This is a genomic window from Halomonas garicola, assembly GCF_031935715.1.
Lineage (GTDB): Bacteria > Pseudomonadota > Gammaproteobacteria > Pseudomonadales > Halomonadaceae > Vreelandella > Vreelandella garicola.
In genome coordinates this window covers 31,724-50,928 of sequence record NZ_JASSZF010000005.1, presented here as the reverse complement: position 1 = coordinate 50,928, position 19,205 = coordinate 31,724, and the positions used below count along the sequence as shown (strand labels likewise).

Below are 19,205 nucleotides of genomic sequence, written 5' to 3'. Positions count from 1 at the left end.
TGCCCCACAACATCAATGCGATGCCCCGGCGCGGCATCCTTGCTATGAGTGAACCCATGGAAAAGACCTACCAACCCGAAAGCATCGAAACCCGCTGGTATCAGCGCTGGGAAGCCGACAACCGCTTTGCGCCCTCCGGCAGGGGCACGCCGTTTTCCATGATGATCCCGCCGCCCAACATCACCGGCAGCCTGCACATGGGCCACGCCTTCCAGGACACCATCATGGATACCCTGGCCCGCTACAAGCGCATGCAGGGTAACAACACCCTGTGGCAGATCGGCACCGACCACGCCGGCATCGCCACGCAAATGCTGGTCGAGCGCAAGCTCGCCGCCGAGGAAGGCAAGACCCGCCACGACCTCGGCCGCGACGCCTTCATGAACAAGGTCTGGGAGTGGAAGAAAGAGTCCGGCGGCCACATTACCCGCCAGCTGCGCCGCATGGGTGCAAGCGTGGACTGGTCCCGGGAGCGCTTCACCATGGACGACGGCTTCTACCAGGCCGTCCAGGAAGTCTTCGTTCGCCTGCACGAGGACAACCTGATCTACCGCGGCAAGCGGCTGGTCAACTGGGACCCCACCCTACACACCGCGATTTCCGACCTGGAAGTGGAAAACCGCGACCAGCAGGGCAGCTTCTGGCACTTCCGCTACCCGCTGGCCGACGGCGTCAAAACCGACGCCGGTCAGGACCATCTCGTCGTTGCCACCACCCGCCCGGAAACGCTGCTGGGTGACACCGGCGTGGCGGTCAACCCGGAAGACCCGCGCTACGCCTCGCTGGTGGGCAAGTTCGTCGAGCTCCCGCTGGTGGGCCGGCGCATCCCCATCGTCGCCGACGAGCACGCCGACATGGACAAGGGCTTGGGCTGCGTGAAGATCACTCCGGCCCATGACTTCAACGACTACGAAGTCGGCAAGCGCCAGGGGCATCTTTTGATCAACGTTTTCTCCCAGGACGCCACCGTCCTTGAGCGCGCCGAGATCTACGATCTCAAGGGGCAAATCCAGCCCGGCGAAGACTCAAGCCTGCCGGCCAAATACGCCGGGCTCGACCGCTTCGAGGCACGCAAGCGGATCGTCGCCGACATGGACGCCGCGGGCCTTCTGCAGGAAGTCGAAACCGTCAGCAACACCCTGCCCTTTGGGGACCGCTCCGGCGACCTTATCGAGCCGCTTTTGACCGACCAGTGGTTTGTCGCCGTGGAGGAGCTTGCCAAGCCCGCCATCAAGGCGGTGGAAGACGGCGATATCGAGTTTGTGCCCAAGAACTACGAGAACATGTACTTCTCGTGGATGCGCGACCTGCAGGACTGGTGCATCTCCCGCCAGCTGTGGTGGGGCCACCGTATTCCCGCCTGGTACGACGAAAGCGGCCGCGTCTTTGTCGCCCGCACCGAGGCCGAAGCCCGGGAGAAGCACGGCATCGCCGCCGATGTCACCCTGACCCAGGACGACGACGTGCTCGACACCTGGTTCAGCTCGGCGCTGTGGACCTTCGGCACGCTTGGCTGGCCCGAGCAGACGCCGGAGCTTGCCACCTTCCACCCTACCAGCGTGCTGGTCACGGGCTTTGACATCATCTTCTTCTGGGTCGCGCGGATGATCATGATGACGCTCAGGTTCACCGGCGAAGTGCCGTTCAAGACGGTCTACGTCCATGGCCTGGTGCGCGACGGCCAGGGCAACAAGATGTCCAAGTCCAAGGGCAACGTGCTCGACCCCATCGACCTGATCGACGGCATCAGCCTCGACGAGCTCGTTGAAAAGCGCACCGGCAACATGATGCAGCCGCAGAAGGCCAAAGCCATCGCCAAGGCTACCCGGGCCGAGTTCAAGGACGGCATCGAGCCCCACGGCACCGACGCGCTGCGCTTTACCTTCCTCTCCCAGGCGACCACCGGGCGCGACATCAAGTTCGACATGAGCCGTCTCGACGGCTACCGCAACTTCTGCAACAAGCTGTGGAACGCCTCGCGCTACGTGCTGATGAACGCCGACGGCGAAGACTGCGGCGTGGATGGCGGTGAAGTGACGCTGTCGCTGGCCGACCGCTGGATTCTCTCGGCGCTGCAAAAAACCACGGCCAGCGTCACCCGCTACATCGACGACTACCGCTTCGACCACGCCTCCCAGGCGCTTTACGACTTCGTCTGGAACGAGTACTGCGACTGGTACCTGGAGCTGTCCAAGCCGGTACTTTGGGGTGAACAGGAAAGTATTGAGGCCAAGCGCGGCACCCGCCAGACGCTGGTGCGCGTGCTCGAAGCCGTGCTGCGCCTGGCGCACCCGATGATGCCCTACATCTCCGAAGAGATCTGGCAGCGCGTGGCCCCGCTCGCCGGCACCCACTCAGGCGACGGCGATTCCATCATGGCCAAGGCCTGGCCCGAGGCCGACGAGGGCCTGATCGATGACGCCGCCGCGCGGGACATCGAATGGCTCAAGGGCGTGATCGTCGCGGTGCGCAACGTCCGCGCCGAGATGAACATCGCCCCGGGCCGGCAGATCGACGTACTGCTGACCAAGGGACGCGCCGAAGACGCCGCGCGGCTTGAGCAAAACCGGCCGTTTCTGATGAAGCTGGCCAAGCTTTCAAGCGCCACCTGGCTTGACAACCCCGACGACGCGCCGCTTTGTGCCACCCAGCTGGTAGGCCACATGGAGGTGCTGGTGCCCATGGCCGGGCTCATCGACAAGGACGCCGAGCTTGCTCGGCTGGACAAGGAAATCGCCAGGCAGAACAAGCAGATCGACGGCATCGAGAAAAAGCTCGGCAACGAGGGCTTTATCGCCAAGGCCCCCGAAGCCGTGGTGGAAAAGGAGCGCGGCAAGCTCGCCGAGGTGCGCGCCGCCCGGGCTCTGCTGGAAGAGCAGCGGCAGAAAATCGACTCGCTCTAACCCTCTCGGCCACAGCTGCCCAGGCACAACGCCCGCTCCGCGCGGGCGTTTTACCGTCCCCCGAGCCAACGGGTGGCGCTTTCGGCGGCGCCGTGACGAAAGCGTTGAAAGCCCGGGCGCCGCCCGGCGCCTCAGCGTGTATACTATGTGCAACTCTTGTATCATAATCGTCAAGCCATAAAAGCCTCGCCGGACACGCTCAACCCCCTGCCAGGGAGCGCTTATGACTATCGCCATCAAGCCGCTTGAGGCGGCGCTGGAGCACGCCGGAATCGCCTGGCATCACCTTGAGCCCATGGCCGATACTGGACTTGCCCACGATCACGTTTGGCTTCGCGACGACGGCGTCGACGACCGGGTGATACGCCTGCCCAAACCGGGCCGGCTGGATTCCACACCCGAGGCCCGCCTGGCGCACCAGGCCGCGTGCTACCGGCGAGCCGCGGAAAGCGGGCACGCGCCGCATCTGCATGCGGTACTGCCCCCGGACGACCACCTGCCCCAGGGCGGGCTGGTGGTCGACGCCGTGCTCGGCCGGCCGGCCGCGCTGCCCGACGACCTGCCCCGCATTGCCGCAGCGCTTGCCGCGCTTCATAACCTGGCACTGCCCGCGCCCGAGCATCGCCCGCCGCTGCCCGCGCCGGCCAATCCGTGGCGCGCCCTGTACCGCGAGATCGCCGAGCAGTCGCTGTTCGTGGATACCGCCCAGCTGCCCGACGCCGTCAGCCGGCGCATACACCGCGCGTTTAAGGCGCTGCCAACGAAGCTTTACTACGCCACCCCCTGCCTGATCAGCTTGGCAGCCCACCCGAGCAACTTTCTCATCGACGAGCGGGGGCGCGCCCTGTTCCTCAACCTGGACAGCTGCCGCTACGGCCTCGCCGGGTTCGACCTGGCCCACGCCAGCCTGGCTACCTCGACCCCCTGGGATACCGCCAGCTACGCCGTGCTCACGCCGGAAGACGTCGCCGACTTTTATCAGCGCTGGCAGCGCAAAATGAGCGCCACCCAGGGCGAAAATATCCCCAGCGTCGAGACCCTGCTCGCCTGCCGCCGGGCCATGTGGCTGCGTTCGCTGACCTGGTGTGCCAAGTGGCGCACGCAGCGTTTACAGGCGCGCGGCAGCCCGCACGATCCGGCGCAGGGCGAAGACGTCCGCGATCGCGTGGAGCACTATCTGTCGCTGCCGGCCATTGACGCCGCGGAGAACGAGCTCGCCTACCTGGACGACGTGCTCTATTGACTGCTGCCGCTAATACCAAGGACCCCGCATGACCGAGCCTTACCGCCGCCGCTCGCTGGCCACCGCCGGCCTGCTGGCCATGCTCTCGCTGCCCGCTTTTGCCGCCGCGCCGGCGGCACCCGACCCCGACGACTGGCGCGCGGTGCTCAAGCGCGCCGAGGGCCAGACGGTGTACTGGAACGCCTGGGGCGGGGACTCCCGCGTCAACCGCTACGTCGACTGGGTCGCGGGGCAGATGCAAGCGCGCTTCGGCGTTAACGTCGAGCACGTCAAGCTTGAGGACACCGGCAGCGCCGTTGCCCGGGTGCTGGCGGAAAAGCAGGCGGGCAACGACGAAGACGGTAGCATCGATGCCATCTGGCTCAACGGCGAAAACTTCGCCGCCATGCGCGAAAGCGGCCTGCTGTTCGGCCCCTTCGCCGAGTCACTGCCCCACTTTGCGCTGACCAACCCCGCGGACAACCCCGAGGTGGCCACCGACTTCACCCTGCCCGTTGATGGCTTTGAGTCGCCCTGGGGCCGCGCCCAGATCACCTTTTACTACGATAGCGACGCGCCGGGCTTTAGCGCGGATCAGGCGCCGCCGGGCAGCATGCACGAGCTGCTCGGCTGGGCCAGAGAAAACCCCGGGCGCTTCACCTACCCGCGCATTCCGGACTTCACCGGCAGCACTTTTCTGAAGCAGGCGCTGATCGAGCTCACCGATAGCGCTGAGGCGCTCTATGCGCCGGTGACGGAAAGCGACTTTGACAGCGTCACCGCGCCGCTGTGGGACTACCTTGACGCGCTGCACCCCACCCTGTGGCGCGAAGGGCGGAGTTTCCCCGCCTCCGGCCCCCGGCTGCGCACTCTGATGAGCGACGGCGAGCTATCGCTGGCGTTTTCCTTCTACCCTACCGACGCCGCCGTTGCGGTGAAGGAATATCAGCTGCCGCCGAGCGTGCGCAGCTACGTCTTCGACGGCGGCACCCTGGGCAACGTGCACTTCGTCGCGATCCCCTACAACGCGCCGCACAAGGCCGGCGCCATGGCGCTGGCCAACTTCCTGCTCTCCCCGGACGCCCAGGCGCGAAAGCAGTCGCTGGACGTCTGGGGCGATCGCACCGTGCTCGACCTCACCCGGCTGAGCGAAGACGACCGGGCGCTATTTCGAACGCAAAACGATAGCCCCGCCCTGCCGCCTCCTGGCGCGCTGGCCAACACCCTGGCCGAGCCCCACCCCAGCTGGACGGGCGCGCTGCAGGACGCCTGGCTTAAGCGCTACGGAGTGAACTAGCCGTGCTGCGGCTGGCGCCCGTGCTGGTGATCGCCCTGCTGACGCTACCGGTGGTGGCGGGACTTACCATGATTGTGCTCCCGGCCTTTGGCTACCTGCCGGCGCTGGGCGGGGAAACGGTCAGCCTCGCGCCCTGGCGGGAGCTGCTTGACCAGCCGGGGCTCGGGCGCTCGGCGGCGCTGAGTCTGGCAAGCGGGCTGGTCACGCCGGCCGTCGCCCTTGCCGCCGTGGTGCTGTTTCTTGCCGCCGGGCAAAGCGGCCGACTGGCGCGCAGCGTGCGCCGGCTGGTGTCGCCGCTGCTCGCCGTCCCCCACGCCGCGCTGGGCTTTGGCCTGGCGTTTCTCATCGCGCCGTCGGGGCTTGCCATGCGCCTGGTATCGCCCTGGCTTACCGGCGCCGAACAGCCGCCGGACGCGCTGATCGTCAACGACCCGCTGGGGCTTTCGCTGATGGCCGGGCTGATCCTCAAGGAAATCCCGTTTCTGCTGCTGATGAGCCTTGCCGCCCTCGAGCGGCTGCAGCCGGAAAAGCGCGTGGAAATCGCCCGATCGCTTGGCTATGCGCCCACCCTTGGCTGGCTCAAGACCGTACTGCCGGCGCTCTACCCGCTGATCCGCCTGCCGCTGTATGCGGTCATCGCCTACGCCACCGCCAACGTGGACATGGCGCTGATCCTCGGCCCGGCGCTCCCGCCGACGCTTGCGGTGTCGATCCTTGAGTGGTTCAACGACCCGGACTTAAGCCAGCGCTTTATGGCCTCGGCGGCGGCGGTGCTGCAGCTGGGCGTAACGCTTGTCGCCCTTGCCATCTGGTGGCTCGGCGAGCGGCTTGTCACCCGGCTTTTGCGCCCCTGGCTGACCGGGGGCGGCCGCCGGCGCGGCGAGGCGACGCTGCGCGTGATCGGCCGCGCGGGGTTAGCCGGCGCGAGCCTTACCGCCGTAGCCGCTCTCGCCGGGCTGGTGCTGTTTTCCTTCGCCGGATTCTGGCGCTTTCCGGATGCCCTGCCACAAACGCTGACGCTTGATCACTGGCGGCGCTTCACCCCGATGCTCGGCGAGGCGCTTGTTAACACCGCCGGGATTGCGCTGGCGGCCACGCTGCTGGCCACCCTTTTGGTACTCGCCGTGCTGGAAAACGAGCACCGGCGCAACATAAAGCCCTGGCGAGCGCTGTGGCTTTTGTACGCGCCGCTGCTGGTACCGCAGATCGCCTTTCTCTTCGGCCTGGTGGTAGCCGCCGAAAGCGCCGGCATCGGCCCCAATCTCGGCCTGGTGATTGCCGGGCACCTGCTGTTTGTGCTGCCCTACGTCTACCTGTCGCTTGCCGAGGCCTACCGGCGGCTCGACCCGCGCTGGCTGGAAATCGCCCGCACGCTCGGCGTCTCGCGCAACGCCGCCTTCTGGCGGGTGCGCCTGCCGCTGCTGGCCGCCCCGCTTGCTACCGCCTTCGCCGTGGGGCTTGCCATCAGCATTGGCCAGTACCTGCCCACCCGGCTTCTCGGCGCGGGGCGGGTCGAGACCGTCACCACCGAGGCCGTGGCGCTGGCGTCGGGCGGCAACCGGCGGCTGATCAGCGTCTGGGCGCTGGTGCAGGCCGCCCTGCCGCTGGTGGGCTTTACCCTCGCCGCCACGCTGCCCGGGCGCCTGGGCGCGGCAAAGCACACGACACAGACTGTTAAAGAGGACGCTACGCTTGGCTGACACCGCGACACTCAACCCGGCCCACCTCAGCATCGTCATCCCGGTGCTCAACGAAGCAGCGACCCTTGCGGCAACGCTTGAAGGCCTGCAGCCTCTGCGCCGCCGGGGTGCGGAGCTGGTGGTGGTCGACGGCGAAAGCACGGATCGCAGCGCCGCTCTGGCCCTGCCGCTGGCCGATACCGTGATGACCGCTCCGCCCGGCCGCGGCGCGCAGATGAACCTCGGCGCCAGCGCCGCAGGCTTCGACACGCTGCTGTTTCTCCGCGCCGACACCCGGCTGCCGGACGGCGCGCCGGAGCGGATCCAGCAGGCGCTTTCTACCCACCGCTGGGGCCGCTTTGACGTCTCCCTGACACACCGGCCCGGCGTCATCGCCGCGCTGATCAACGCGCGCTCGCGGCTCACCGGCGTTGCTACCGGAGCCCAGGCCATGTTCATGACCCGGGCAGCCTTCGCCGCCGTCGGGGGCTTTCCCGAACGGCCGCCACGAGAAGACATCGCCATGAGCCGACAGCTGAAAAAGCAGGGCAGGCCCGCCTGCCTCAAAGCCCGGGTCACAAGCGCGGGCCACCGCTGAATACGCCTTACCCACGACACCCCACTCGCCGGAGATATCCGTGAACCGACAACGCCTGCTGATCGCCGCCCTGCTTTTGCTCGCCATCGGCGCCTTTTTTGCCACCGGCGCCCACCAGTGGTTCAGCCTGGATACGCTCAAGGCCTACCAGAGCGACTTCCAGGCGGCGTTTGACCGCCGGCCGTGGCAGATCGCCGGGACCTTTTTTGCCGTCTACGTGATCATCACCGCGCTGTCGCTGCCGGGGGCGGCGATTCTTACCCTGCTCGGCGGGGCGCTTTTCGGCCTGCCCCTGGGCCTTTTGCTGATCTCCTTTGCCAGCGCCATCGGGGCGACGCTTGCGTTTCTGATTTCGCGCTACCTGCTGCGCGGCCCCATCGAGCGGCGCTTTCCCCGCCGTCTGGCGGCGATCAACCGGGGGGTGGACCGCGACGGCGCGTTTTATCTCTTCAGCCTGCGGCTGGTGCCGGCGTTTCCGTTTTTCGTCATCAACCTGGTGATGGGGCTGACGCGAATCAAGGCGCGGACGTTTTACTGGGTCAGCCAGGTGGGCATGCTTCCCGGCACCGCGGTGTTCGTCAACGCCGGCGGCCAGCTGGGCGAAATCGAGCGCCTGGGCGACGTGGTCTCCCCGGGGCTTCTCGCCTCCTTTGTGCTGCTGGCCTTCTTTCCCTGGATCGCGCGGAAAATTATGCGCCTGGTTCAGCGCCGCCAGGTCTATCGGGGCTTTACCCGCCCAAAGCGCTTTGACTACGACATCCTGGTCATCGGCGCTGGCTCCGCGGGGCTTGTGAGCGCCTATATCGGCAGCGCGGTCAAAGCCAAAGTGGCGCTGGTGGAAGCCGGCGACATGGGCGGCGACTGCCTGAACACCGGCTGCGTGCCTTCCAAGGCGCTGATTCGCGCCGCCCGCGCCGCGCACGAGGTGCGCCACGCCGAGCGCTTTGGCATTCTCGTAGGCCACGCCGGCACGCCCGCGGTGGATTTCTCCCGGGTGATGGGCCACGTACGCAAGGCTATTGCCACCGTCGCCCCCCACGATAGCGTCGAGCGCTATACCGCGCTCGGCGTCGACGTGCACAAGGCGCACGCTACGCTCGCTACGCCCTGGGAGGTCGAGGCCGGCGGCAAGCGCCTGAGCGCCCGGCATATCGTCATCGCCACCGGCGCGCGGCCGGCCATCCCGGCGCTTCCCGGCATCGACGAGGCCCGGGTGCTGACCTCGGAAAACCTCTGGCAGCTTGAAGAATTGCCCGGGCGGCTGGCGGTGCTCGGCGGCGGCGCCATCGGCTGCGAGCTCGGCCAGAGCTTTGCCAGGCTTGGCAGCCGGGTCACGCTGGTCGAAGGCGGCGAGCAGCTGCTGGGCCGCGAAGACGCCGAGGTGGGCGAACACATGGCCAACACCCTGGAGCAGGACGGAGTGGCCGTGCTGACCCGCGCCCGCGCCGAGCGCATCAGCCACGACGGCGGCCAGCGGCTGCACCTGAGTACCGCCGCCGGCGGCGAACAAAGCGTCGAGTTTGACTATCTGCTGGTGTGCGTGGGCCGCCGTGCCAACGTCGAAGGGCTGGGGCTCGAGGCGCTGGGGATCGCAACCGATACTGGCACTCTGGCGCTCAACCGCCAGCTGCAAACCCGCCTGCCCAACGTCTGGGCCTGCGGCGACGTCGCCGGCCCTTACCAGCTCACCCACGCCGCCGCCCACCAGGCCTGGCACGCCGCGGTCAACGCGCTGTTCGGCGAGCTCAAGCGCTTCAACGTCGACTATCGATTTATCCCCGCCGTGGTCTACACCCAGCCGGAAATCGCCCGGGTGGGGCTCAACGAGCGCGAGGCCAAAGAGCAGGGCATCGCCTATGAGCTGACCCGCTACGCCATGAATGAGAGCGACCGCGCCATTGCCGAGGGCGCCACGGAGGGCTTTATCAAGGTGCTCACCGTCCCCGGCCGGGACAAGATTCTGGGCGCGACTATCGTGGCCGAAAACGCCGGCGAATGGCTCGGCGAGTTCAGCCTGGCGATGAAGCACAACCTGGGCATGAACAAGCTGTTGGGCACGGTTCACCCCTACCCCACCCTGAGCGAGGCGGCCAAGGCCACCGCCGGGGCATGGAAAAACGCCCACAAGCCCGAGCGCGTGCTCAGCCTGCTTGAGCGCTACTTCGCCTGGCGTCGCCACGTATGAACGCAGGAGCGAAAAAAGAGCTGGTGCTGATCGGCGGAGGCCACGCCCACGCCTTGGTGCTCGAAGCCTTCGCCCGCCGCCCGGAACCCGGCGTTCGCCTGACGGTGATCAGCGAAGGCCGCTTCGCGGCGTATTCCGGCCGGGTGCCCGCCTGGCTTGCCGGGAAATGCACGCTTGCTGATACCCAAATCGACCTCGCCGCGCTGTGCCGCCGGGCCGGCGCCCGGCTGATCGAGCAGCGCGCGACGGCGTTCAGCGCCGAGACGCGGGAAGTGACGCTTGCCGGCGGCGAACGCCTGGGTTTTGACGCGGCCTCGATCAACGTCGGCGCAACGCTTTATAAACCCGAAACAGCGGCGCAGGCGCCCAACGTGCTCGCCCTGCGCCCGCTTGCCAAACTGCCGTCGCGCTGGCAGGCGCTGTGCGCGCGGGTTGACGCCCTGCCCGCCGGCAGTCGGCAAAGCGTCGTCAGCGTTGGTGGAGGCGCCGCCGGGTGCGAAACCCTGCTCGCGGTGCTCGCGGCGCTGCGCGCGCGCCGCTCGGACGTGCGCTTTGACGGCGCGCTGATCAGCGGAGGGCAAACGCTCTTACCCGACGCGGGCCGGCTGCCCCGAGCGCTTTTGGCTCGGGCGCTGAAAAAAGCCGACGTGACGCTGCGCACCGGCGTGCGCGTAAGCGAGCTTGGGGAAGAGGCAGTGATGCTTGAACAGGGCGCGCCGGTGCCGGCAGATATCGTGCTCTGGGCCACCGGTGCCATCGGCCACGGCTGGCTGAAAGAGAGCGACCTTGCGCTTAACGAACGGGGGTTTATTGAGGTGGGCAAAAGCCTTGAGGCGCGGGGCGCGCCCGGGGTGTTCGCCGCCGGAGACGGCGCGGCGTTCACCCCCGCCCTGCCCAAGGCCGGCGTCTACGCGGTGCGCATGGGCCCGCCCCTGGCGGCCAACCTGCGCCGGGCGTGCCGGGGCGAGGCCCCGAAGGACTGGCGGCCGCCCCGGCGCGTGCTTTCGCTGATCGGCACCGGCGACGGCCGCGCGGTGGCAAGCTACGGCCCGCTCGGGGCGGCCGGGCGCTGGGCGTGGCGCTTAAAAGAGCGCATCGACGGGCGCTTTATCGCCCGCTTTAACCCTGACCCGAAGCGCTGACGGCTAGTTTGCCTTGCGCCAGCCGCCGATGACCCGGCTATCCGGGCCGAAGAACACCAGCCGGTCGTGGTCGATCAGGTAGCGGTAGGCGTTTTCCAGCATATCGGTCACGCGCTTTGCATCGTCAAGCTGGGGGCAGGCCTTGCGCGTGGTGGCAAGCTCCTCGATGCTGATGCGCTGCTTGTCGCCAAGCGATGCCTTGCCGGTAAAGCGGTTGCAGCCGTCGCTGCCGCTGATGCGGCCGTCCGGCGCGATGCGAAAGTGCGCCGATTCGGGCAGGTCCAGGCGCTCGTGGGTGCCGATGAGCAGCAGATTCCAGCGCTGGTCGACCACCTCGCCGCTGAGCGGTTTGCCGCCGCCCGCCTCATCGGGCGTTGATGCCGGCGGGGTGCTGGAACAGGCGGCCAGCAGCGTGACGGCCGCCGCCAGGGCGCCGGCGGCCGACCAGCGGCGGGTAAAAAAGGAAGGCTTCGAGACGGGGGGCGTCATGTGGTTTCCTCGTTGCGGCGCCTACCAGGTGCCGGTGTTGTCCATGGAGGCCCAGGGCTCGGCGGGCGCCAGCGGCTCGCCCTTTTGCAGAAGCTCTACCGAAATGCCGTCCGGGGAGCGCACGAAGGCCATGCGGCCGTCCCGGGGCGGGCGGTTGATGGTGACGCCGTTATCCTGGAGGTGCTGGCACAGGGCGTAAACATCGTCCACCTCATAGGCCAGATGGCCGAAGTTGCGCCCGCCGTCGTAGGTTTCCGGGTCCCAGTTGTGGGTCAGCTCGATTTCCGGCGCCTGCTCCTCAGCCGAGCGGGTTTCGTCTTCGGGTGCTGCCAGAAATACCAGGGTAAAGCGGCCCTTGTCGTTGTCCTTGCGGCGCATTTCCTTGAGCCCCAAAAGGTCGCAGTAGAAATGCAGCGCGGCGTCCAGGTCGCTGACCCGGACCATGGTGTGAAGATATCGCATGACTCTCCTCAACGATAAAGTGCAAACGCTTAAAGGCTAACGCCGCGGCCGATACTTAACAAGCTCAGGGCGCGATGCCTTCGCCGCAGCCGCTGTACTGCTCGCCGTCGATGGAGAGCGTCACCCGGGCCGGATGAGGATTGCCGCTCATGTCGTCAAAGCAGGCGGCGGCCTCGATGCGCACGCGGAAAAACCGCCCGGCGTTGGCGTTTTCCAGCACTACACGACCGGCGTCGTTGTCCATGACGCTCATCATATAAGGCAGCGTTTCTGTGGTGTCGCCGTAGTCGGTGGAAAGCGTCAGCAGCGGCTCGTGGTTGTCCAGCTCGACGGTCCAGCCCGGCTCGTTGCCGTGGGCGAAAAACATCACGCCGGGGTGATTGTCCCGGGTGCGCGCGTCGCGGCTGTGCGCCAGCTGGCATTTAAGCTGGCCACGGGGCGTTTCCACTTGGGCCTTGTCGCCGCGGTTCCAAAAGCTGATCTCGCCATTCTGGTAGCGCGCGCCGCTGGCGACGACCGCCTGGGGCAGCTGCCAGGCGCCGTGCAGCGACCAGAGTTTGAGCGTCTCATCGCCGAAGGCGGTGACCATATGCTGGTTGGCCGGCGCACACCGCCAGGCCTCGAAGCCTTCGCCCTCGCCGGGAAAGAGCGCCGGCGGCAGCAGCGGCGCGGTGGAGACGTCGGCGCCCAACGGCTTGCCTGACGTGCTCTCCGCCGACCCACCGGTAGCAGACGGCCCGGCGCCCGGGGCAGCACAGCCGCCAATGAGCAGCGCGCCGGCCACGGCCGCCGGCCAAAAGTCGCGATAGGTTCCCATCCAGTCTCCCTGATCCTTGGTTTTACAAACAGTTTTACAAACGGTTTTGGTAACGCGCGCGGCCGGCGTTCACGCGCGCCGGTAGCGCCGCAGGTCGTCGGGGTTGAAGCTTGCTACCGCCTCGGGCAGGTCGAGGGCTTCGCGCTTGAGCCTGACCTGCATCTTTTCCGCCAGCCTTTCGGCGTCGTCGTCGGTGGTACGGCCGTTGAGCTCGGCCAGCTGCTCCATGCCCTGATGATAAAAGGTGAGGATATCCAGCGCCGTGGTGTCGTCCTGCTCAACGGCCGGGCGCAGGGTGACCAGATATCCGCTGACCTGGCCCAGGTGGTGCTTGAGCTGCCAGGCATAGCGCACTTCGTTCATCCAGGGGCGATCCTTGAGCACGGCAAACATCGCGCTGGTGGCCAAAAGCCCCAGCACCATGCCCAGGGCATTCAGCGCCAGGCTTGAGCCGAAGGCCGCCGTCAGCAGCATTGCAAACAGCATGCCCAGCACGGCAAACTGCCCGGCCATGACCAGGCTGATGATACGCGATTTGCGCCGGTAGGCGTGGGCATCCTGGTGCTGCAGTGTAAAACGCGCCATGGGGCGGCCTCTTGTGTCATGCGTAAAACGTTATGCCAACCGTTCGGCGGCGGTTTTGAGCAGCCGCTCGGTGGTCTCCCAGCCGATGCAGGCATCGGTGATGGAGACGCCGTGGCGCAGCGCGCCGGGGGTCAAGGGCTGCCTGCCTTCGTGGAGAAAGCTTTCCAGCATCAGCGCGGCCAGGTTCAGGTTGCCCGCCTCGCGCTGGGCGAGCACGTCAAGCATCACCTCGCTCTGGCGGCGGTGGTCCTTGCGTGCGTTGGCGTGGCTGCAGTCGACCATCAGTCGCGGGTTCTGCCCGGCGCTTTCCAGCGCCGCCGTCGCCGCCCGAACGTGCTCCGCTCGGTAGTTGGGCTCGCCGCTGCCGCCGCGCAGTACCAGGTGGGTATCCGGATTGCCCGGCGTCTGCGCCACCACCGGGCGGCCGGCGGCATCCATGGCGAAGCGCTGGTGCGGGTGGGCCGCCGCGCCCATGGCGTCAACGGCAACCTGAACGCCGCCGTTGGTCGCGTTCTTGAAGCCAACCGCGGCGTTGAGACCGCTGGCAAGCTCGCGGTGCAGCTGGGACTCGGTAGTCCGGGCGCCAATGGCCACCCAGCTCAGCAGGTCTTCCAGGTACGGCGCCAGCATGGGCTGCAAAAGCTCGGTGGCGACCGGCAGGCCGCATTCGGCTACGTCGCGCATCAGCTCCCGAGAAAGCGCAAGCCCCCGGGCGATATCGCCGCGGCCGTCGAGGTCCGGGTCATAGGCAAGGCCCTTCCAGCCAACGGTAGTGCGGGGCTTTTCCACGTAGACGCGCATCACCGGCACGATCTGCCCGGCGACTTCGTCGGCCAGGCGCGCCAGGCGCTCGGCGTATTCCCGCACGGCGCGGGGATCGTGGGCGGAACAGGGTCCGACCACGAGCAAAAGGCGCGAATCTTCGCCCGAGAGGATGCGCTTGACCGCCGTGCGCCGGGCTTTGATGCCCTCGCGCAGCGCCGGGCTTAGCGGATACTCGGCGTGCAGCGCGTCCGGGGCGGGCAGCGCCCGCGGGTCGGCCGGCGCGGCGGGCTTACGGGCGGTGACGGCGTCGGGCGCCGTCGCCGTTTGCGGGGCAGTGGCGGTCTTGAGGATAGTGGCAGTCGCATTCATCGGTTATCGCTCCGTCGGCAAGGGACATCGTGGGCTCTCGCCACCGCGGTGAACACGGCCGGAGGTGGCAGCTGCTGCCGGCCGCGCGGGGCTAAATCGCCACCCGTAGCCATACGCCGGATAGCCGTACAGGGCGGGGGTAGCGATGTTGGCCGGTGCGCGGTAACTCATGGTGCAGCTCCTGTGTAACGTAAGCGATCTAGCGTGATAGCGGCTCAACTGCCGCAATGAACCGGGATTCTTAAACGCGAAAAGCCCCGGCGGGGGTTTACCCACCGGGGCTTTTCGCGGCAGGCAACCCGGCGGGATGCCCGTTGGCGCGGCTCAATCGCCGGCCACGGCCATCCCCTGGCTAAACCAATCACCATAGCCATAACCGCCGCCAGGCGCGGTGCCGTGCACCGATGAAATGCCTGCCGTGTAGGGAAATGCTGCGGTATGCATGGGGTTTGCCTAATCAGCCGGGTTGTCGTGATATATCGTGTAGCGAAAGTCAGGGTAGCCCGATAACGGGCTGCCTGACAAGCGGCCATCAGCCGGTGAACGTCTGGATCCAGGCGATGGTCGCCGGAAGGCAAGCCATGCCGACCAGCACGACCAGCCCGGCCAGTATGGCCAGAAAGCCGGTATCGTCGTAAGAGTTTTCGTCGCGGGCCATACAAACCTCCTCGGTGTCCTGTCATGCGCGAACTGCGTAGCGCGTAGACGCAATCGGCGTTGATATCGTCAATACACGCCCAGTCTAGCAAATTCCCCGCCGCCGTTTCAGGCTTTATCCCGCGGGGCATAGCTGAAGACGTCGGAAAACACCCGGGCCTCGTCGATGCCCTTGTCTTCCAGAATATCCAGACAGGCGTATACCATGCCCGGCGATCCGGAGAGATAAATATCGCACTCGACGGGATCCAGGTCCGCCGCTTCCAGCGCTTCGTCGATGCGGCCCTGGTGGTGAATCAGGCGCTCGCCTTCCGCCAGCGGCTCGGCAAGCGGAAACTCGGTCACCGCATGAAACGTAAACTGCGGATACGTCTGCGCCCAGTGCGTGGCGAGCGGCTCAAGATACAGCTCGCGATGCTCCCTTGCGGCCCACCAGAGGTCAATCCGGCGCTCGGGATGGCGCGCCAGCGCCGCCTCAATCAGCGCCTTCATCTGGGCAAAGCCGGTGCCGGCGGCAATCAGCAGAAGCGGCCGGGTGCTGTTTTCCTCCAGCACGCAGTCGCCGCCGGGCAGGCGCACGGTCAGCTGGCCGGTTTCCCGGAGCAGCTCGCGCAGCCGCGCGGAGTTACTGCGCTCGGGCCAGTGCTGCACGTGAAGCTCCAGCCGGCCGTCGTCGCGGTTGCCGCTGGCAATGGAAAACGGCACCCAGGTGGACTCGTCCAGCTCAAGCTCCAGATACTGTCCCGGCGCGTGCGCCAAGGCCTCGGCACGCCCTTCCAGGGTAACGCCAAAGACGTCGGGATTGAGATCCTCCACTTCGGTGACCCGGCAGGTCATCGTCCTTGCGCTCATGCAAACCTCTTGTTCAGCGTCCCATCGAGGCGATGCGACGGGGTGAATGTCAGTTGCCGCCGCTTCGCGCCGGCGGCAGCGGTATACCGATGCCAAGCGATTCCCAGCGCTCGTCGACCCGCGCCTTGACCGCGCTGTCCATGGCGATGGGCTCGCCCCACTCGCGGTCGGTTTCGCCGGGCCATTTGTTGGTCGCGTCAAAGCCCATCTTGGAACCCAGCCCCGACACCGGCGAGGCGAAATCCAGGTAGTCGATGGGCGTGTTCTCCACGGTGACGGTATCCCGGGCCGGGTCCATGCGCGTGGTCATCGCCCAGATGACGTCTTCCCAGCGGCGGGCGTCGACGTCGTCGTCGAGCACCACCACGAATTTGGTGTACATAAACTGACGCAAAAAGCTCCACACCCCCATCATCACCCGTTTGGCGTGGCCGGGGTACTGCTTTTTCATGGTCACCACCGCCATGCGGTAGGAACAGCCTTCCGGCGGCAGGTAAAAGTCGACGATCTCGGGGAACTGCTTGCGCAGGATGGGCACGAAGACTTCGTTGAGCGCCACGCCCAGTATCGCCGGTTCGTCGGGCGGGCGGCCGGTGTAGGTGGAGTGATAGATGGCATCCCGGCGCCGTGTCAGGCGAGTGACCGTGAACACCGGAAACGTCTCCACCTCGTTATAGTAGCCGGTATGGTCGCCAAAGGGGCCTTCCGGGGCCGTGTCGTCGGGGTAGATGTAGCCCTCAAGGATAATTTCCGCCGATGCCGGCACCTCAAGCTCGGCGTGGCCGCACTTGACAAGCTCGGTGCGCGAGCCGCGCAGAAGCCCGGCGAAGGCGTACTCCGAGAGCGTATCCGGCACCGGGGTGACCGCGCCGAGGATGGTGGCCGGGTCCGCGCCCAGCGCCACCGCCACGGGGAAGGGCTCGCCGGGGTGGGCCTTCTGGAACTCCTGAAAGTCCAGCGCGCCGCCGCGGTGGGAGAGCCAGCGCATGATCAGACGATTCTTGCCGATCTTCTGCTGACGATAAATCCCCAGGTTCTGGCGCTCCTTGTGCGGGCCTTTGGTCACCACCAGCGACCAGGTCACCAGCGGGGCGGCGTCACCGGGCCAGCAGTGCTGAATGGGCAAGCGGTCCAGGTCGACGTCGTCGCCCTCTTCCACCACGTCCTGCACCGGCGCGCGCTTGACCGTTTTCGGCCCCATGCTCAGCACCTGGCGGAAAATCGGCAGCTTTTGCCAGGCGTCCTTCAGGCCTTTGGGCGGGTCGGGCTCCTTGAGAAACGCCAGCAGCTTGCCGATCTCACCCAGCGCTTCGACCGAGTCTTCGCCCATGCCCATGGCCACCCGTTCGGGCGTGCCGAACAGGTTGCCCAGAAGCGGCATGTCGTGGCCCTTGACGTTGTCAAACAGCAGCGCCGGCCCCCCGGCGCGCAGGGTACGATCGCAGATTTCGGTGACTTCCAGATAGGGGTCGACCTCGGCGCTGACACGCTTGAGCTCGCCCCGAGCCTCAAGCGCCTGGATAAATTCGCGAAGATCGCGGTATTTCACGGCAGGTCTCCCTTGTCCTCGGCACTTTTCTCAGCACTCATCTAGGCACTCACCGGCAGCTCAGCGCCCTAGCGGCGCTTCATGGCCTCGAAGAATTCCAGGTTGGTCTTGGTATCCTTCAGGCGGTCGATCAGGAACTCGGTGGCGCCGATATCATCCATCGGGTGCAGCAGCTTGCGCAAAATCCACATGCGCTGCATTTCCTCTTCCGAGGCGATCAGGTCTTCCCGGCGGGTGCCGCTGCGGCGGATGTTGAACGCGGGGAAGACGCGTTTCTCGGCCAGCTTGCGGTCCAGGTGGGCTTCCATGTTGCCGGTGCCCTTGAACTCTTCGAAGATGACTTCGTCCATCTTCGAGCCGGTATCCACCAGCGCGGTGGCGAGAATCGTCAGGCTGCCGCCCTCTTCGATGTTGCGCGCGGCGCCGAAGAAGCGCTTGGGCTTTTCCAGCGCATGGGCGTCAACGCCGCCGGTGAGCACCTTGCCCGAGCTTGGCACCACGGTGTTGTAGGCCCGGGCCAGGCGGGTGATGGAGTCGAGCAGAATCACCACGTCCTTTTTGTGCTCGACCAGCCGCTTGGCCTTTTCGATGACCATTTCGGCCACCTGAACGTGGCGCGCCGGGGGCTCGTCGAAGGTCGAGGCCACCACTTCGCCGCGCACGGTGCGCGACATCTCGGTGACCTCTTCCGGGCGCTCGTCGATGAGCAGCACGATCAGGTGGCATTCGGGATTGTTGCGCGTGATCGAGGTGGCGATGTTCTGCAGCATCAGCGTCTTGCCCGCCTTGGGCGGCGATACCAGCAGGCCGCGCTGGCCCTTGCCGATGGGCGCGGTGAGGTCGATGATCCGCGCGGTCAGATCCTCTTTGGAGCCGTTGCCCATTTCCATGCGCATGCGCTCGTCGGGAAACAGCGGCGTGAGGTTTTCAAACAGGATCTTGTGCTTGGCGTTTTCCGGCCGGTCAAAGTTGATCTGACTGACCTTGAGCAGGGCAAAGTAGCGCTCGCCATCCTTGGGCGGGCGGATCTTGCCGGCGATGGAATCGCCCTTGCGCAGGTTGAAGCGGCGGATTTGCGACGGCGAGACGTAGATGTCGTCGGGGCCGGCCAGATAGGAGCTGTCGGCGCTGCGCAAAAAGCCAAAGCCGTCTTGGAGAATTTCCAGCACACCGTCGCCGTAGATGTCCTCGCCGCTCTTGGCGTGCTTTTTGAGGATGGCGAAAATGATGTCCTGTTTGCGCGAGCGGGCCAGATTATCGATCCCCATCTGGCGGGCGATATCGAGCAGCTCGGGAACGGATTTTTGCTTGAGTTCGGTAAGATTCATCGGTGTGTTAGAACGTTGCTCATGAAAGCGAGCGCCAGGCGCCGCAAAGAAGAAAGGAGGCGTGGCAGTAATGCGCCGTATGATGCGTTCAGATCCCGACAAGACACGCGCTCGATATGCAGGAAGCCTGACTGACCCGAACGCATCGGATTCAGCTCGACGGCTCAACTCCTGATTTCAAGGCCGGCACCGGATGGGCCGGACAAACGGGCTATCTGACGACTTGGACAGCTGGCGGACTTTACCCCCCGTACAACACCCCCGTGCCAAACCGCCGAACGGCTCGGCGCGCCGGGAACGTCACGA

Annotated in this window: 16 protein-coding genes; 7 read left to right on the top strand and 9 right to left on the bottom strand. The window is 66.5% G+C overall.

Features of this window, described 5'->3' with window-relative positions; genetic code table 11:
* Positions 1-56: 56 nt before the first annotated feature.
* The 7 genes from RS027_RS03375 (at position 57) to RS027_RS03345 (ending at position 11,026) form a co-directional block, all read left to right on the top strand.
* Positions 57-2,903: a valine--tRNA ligase gene (locus RS027_RS03375; protein WP_311954167.1), complete on the top strand. Its 2,847-nt coding sequence runs from the start codon at positions 57-59 to the stop codon at positions 2,901-2,903.
* Positions 2,904-3,126: 223 nt separating this feature from the next.
* Complete coding sequence (locus RS027_RS03370) at positions 3,127-4,146, top strand: aminoglycoside phosphotransferase family protein (RefSeq protein ID WP_311954164.1); 1,020 nt, start codon at positions 3,127-3,129, stop codon at positions 4,144-4,146.
* A gap of 28 nt (positions 4,147-4,174) precedes the next feature.
* Positions 4,175-5,422, top strand: a complete 1,248-nt coding sequence (locus tag RS027_RS03365) for an ABC transporter substrate-binding protein (protein ID WP_311954160.1) — start codon at positions 4,175-4,177, stop codon at positions 5,420-5,422.
* 2 nt (positions 5,423-5,424) lie between these two features.
* A complete protein-coding gene (locus RS027_RS03360) occupies positions 5,425-7,122 on the top strand; it encodes an ABC transporter permease (protein WP_311954157.1) in 1,698 nt (565 codons plus the stop codon).
* Positions 7,115-7,699 (top strand): TIGR04283 family arsenosugar biosynthesis glycosyltransferase, encoded by a 585-nt coding sequence (locus RS027_RS03355; RefSeq protein ID WP_311954154.1) that lies wholly within the window; start codon positions 7,115-7,117, stop codon positions 7,697-7,699. The genes RS027_RS03360 and RS027_RS03355 overlap by 8 nt, the downstream gene beginning before the upstream one ends.
* Before the next feature lie 40 nt (positions 7,700-7,739).
* Positions 7,740-9,884: a dihydrolipoyl dehydrogenase family protein gene (locus RS027_RS03350; protein WP_311954151.1), complete on the top strand. Its 2,145-nt coding sequence runs from the start codon at positions 7,740-7,742 to the stop codon at positions 9,882-9,884.
* The gene (locus tag RS027_RS03345; RefSeq protein WP_311954149.1) at positions 9,881-11,026 is read left to right on the top strand and encodes a slr1591 family oxidoreductase; all 1,146 of its coding nucleotides are present in this window, start codon (positions 9,881-9,883) and stop codon (positions 11,024-11,026) included. The genes RS027_RS03350 and RS027_RS03345 overlap by 4 nt, the downstream gene beginning before the upstream one ends.
* Before the next feature lie 3 nt (positions 11,027-11,029).
* On the opposite strand, the gene RS027_RS03340 is transcribed toward RS027_RS03345, so the two are convergent.
* From RS027_RS03340 to rho, 9 genes are all read right to left on the bottom strand, one after another.
* Positions 11,030-11,515 carry an META domain-containing protein gene (locus RS027_RS03340; protein WP_311954146.1) on the bottom strand — a complete coding sequence of 162 codons (486 nt, stop codon included), beginning with the start codon at positions 11,513-11,515 and terminating at the stop codon, positions 11,030-11,032.
* A 21-nt stretch (positions 11,516-11,536) separates the two neighbouring features.
* A complete protein-coding gene (gene gloA / locus RS027_RS03335; protein ID WP_311954137.1) occupies positions 11,537-11,977 on the bottom strand; it encodes a lactoylglutathione lyase in 441 nt (146 codons plus the stop codon).
* Positions 11,978-12,041: 64 nt separating this feature from the next.
* Positions 12,042-12,794: an MliC family protein gene (locus RS027_RS03330; protein ID WP_311954131.1), complete on the bottom strand. Its 753-nt coding sequence runs from the start codon at positions 12,792-12,794 to the stop codon at positions 12,042-12,044.
* A gap of 69 nt (positions 12,795-12,863) precedes the next feature.
* Positions 12,864-13,379: a DUF3087 family protein gene (locus RS027_RS03325; protein WP_311954126.1), complete on the bottom strand. Its 516-nt coding sequence runs from the start codon at positions 13,377-13,379 to the stop codon at positions 12,864-12,866.
* Positions 13,380-13,409: 30 nt separating this feature from the next.
* Positions 13,410-14,513 (bottom strand): 3-deoxy-7-phosphoheptulonate synthase, encoded by a 1,104-nt coding sequence (locus tag RS027_RS03320; RefSeq protein ID WP_311954121.1) that lies wholly within the window; start codon positions 14,511-14,513, stop codon positions 13,410-13,412.
* Positions 14,514-15,045: 532 nt separating this feature from the next.
* The gene (locus RS027_RS03315) at positions 15,046-15,171 is read right to left on the bottom strand and encodes a hypothetical protein (RefSeq protein ID WP_311954118.1); all 126 of its coding nucleotides are present in this window, start codon (positions 15,169-15,171) and stop codon (positions 15,046-15,048) included.
* 107 nt (positions 15,172-15,278) lie between these two features.
* The gene (locus RS027_RS03310) at positions 15,279-16,022 is read right to left on the bottom strand and encodes an FAD-binding oxidoreductase (RefSeq protein ID WP_311954114.1); all 744 of its coding nucleotides are present in this window, start codon (positions 16,020-16,022) and stop codon (positions 15,279-15,281) included.
* Positions 16,023-16,071: 49 nt separating this feature from the next.
* Positions 16,072-17,571, bottom strand: coding sequence for a 4-hydroxy-3-polyprenylbenzoate decarboxylase (gene ubiD / locus RS027_RS03305; RefSeq protein ID WP_311954110.1), 1,500 nt, complete (start codon positions 17,569-17,571; stop codon positions 16,072-16,074).
* Between the two features lie 68 nt (positions 17,572-17,639).
* Positions 17,640-18,899, bottom strand: coding sequence for a transcription termination factor Rho (gene rho, locus RS027_RS03300; protein ID WP_311954106.1), 1,260 nt, complete (start codon positions 18,897-18,899; stop codon positions 17,640-17,642).
* Positions 18,900-19,205: the final 306 nt, after the last annotated feature.

What these genes read in the sequence shown, in the direction of transcription:
- RS027_RS03375 (WP_311954167.1), top strand. Translation starts at nt 57, where the DNA reads ATGGAAAAGACCTACCAACCCGAAAGCATCGAAACCCGCTGGTATCAG.
- RS027_RS03370 (WP_311954164.1), top strand. Translation starts at nt 3,127, where the DNA reads ATGACTATCGCCATCAAGCCGCTTGAGGCGGCGCTGGAGCACGCCGGA.
- RS027_RS03365 (WP_311954160.1), top strand. Translation starts at nt 4,175, where the DNA reads ATGACCGAGCCTTACCGCCGCCGCTCGCTGGCCACCGCCGGCCTGCTG.
- RS027_RS03345 (WP_311954149.1), top strand. Translation starts at nt 9,881, where the DNA reads ATGAACGCAGGAGCGAAAAAAGAGCTGGTGCTGATCGGCGGAGGCCAC.
- RS027_RS03340 (WP_311954146.1), bottom strand. Translation starts at nt 11,515, where the DNA reads ATGACGCCCCCCGTCTCGAAGCCTTCCTTTTTTACCCGCCGCTGGTCG.
- gloA (WP_311954137.1), bottom strand. Translation starts at nt 11,977, where the DNA reads ATGCGATATCTTCACACCATGGTCCGGGTCAGCGACCTGGACGCCGCG.
- RS027_RS03330 (WP_311954131.1), bottom strand. Translation starts at nt 12,794, where the DNA reads ATGGGAACCTATCGCGACTTTTGGCCGGCGGCCGTGGCCGGCGCGCTG.
- RS027_RS03325 (WP_311954126.1), bottom strand. Translation starts at nt 13,379, where the DNA reads ATGGCGCGTTTTACACTGCAGCACCAGGATGCCCACGCCTACCGGCGC.
- RS027_RS03320 (WP_311954121.1), bottom strand. Translation starts at nt 14,513, where the DNA reads ATGAATGCGACTGCCACTATCCTCAAGACCGCCACTGCCCCGCAAACG.
- RS027_RS03315 (WP_311954118.1), bottom strand. Translation starts at nt 15,171, where the DNA reads ATGGCCCGCGACGAAAACTCTTACGACGATACCGGCTTTCTGGCCATA.
- RS027_RS03310 (WP_311954114.1), bottom strand. Translation starts at nt 16,022, where the DNA reads ATGAGCGCAAGGACGATGACCTGCCGGGTCACCGAAGTGGAGGATCTC.
- rho (WP_311954106.1), bottom strand. Translation starts at nt 18,899, where the DNA reads ATGAATCTTACCGAACTCAAGCAAAAATCCGTTCCCGAGCTGCTCGAT.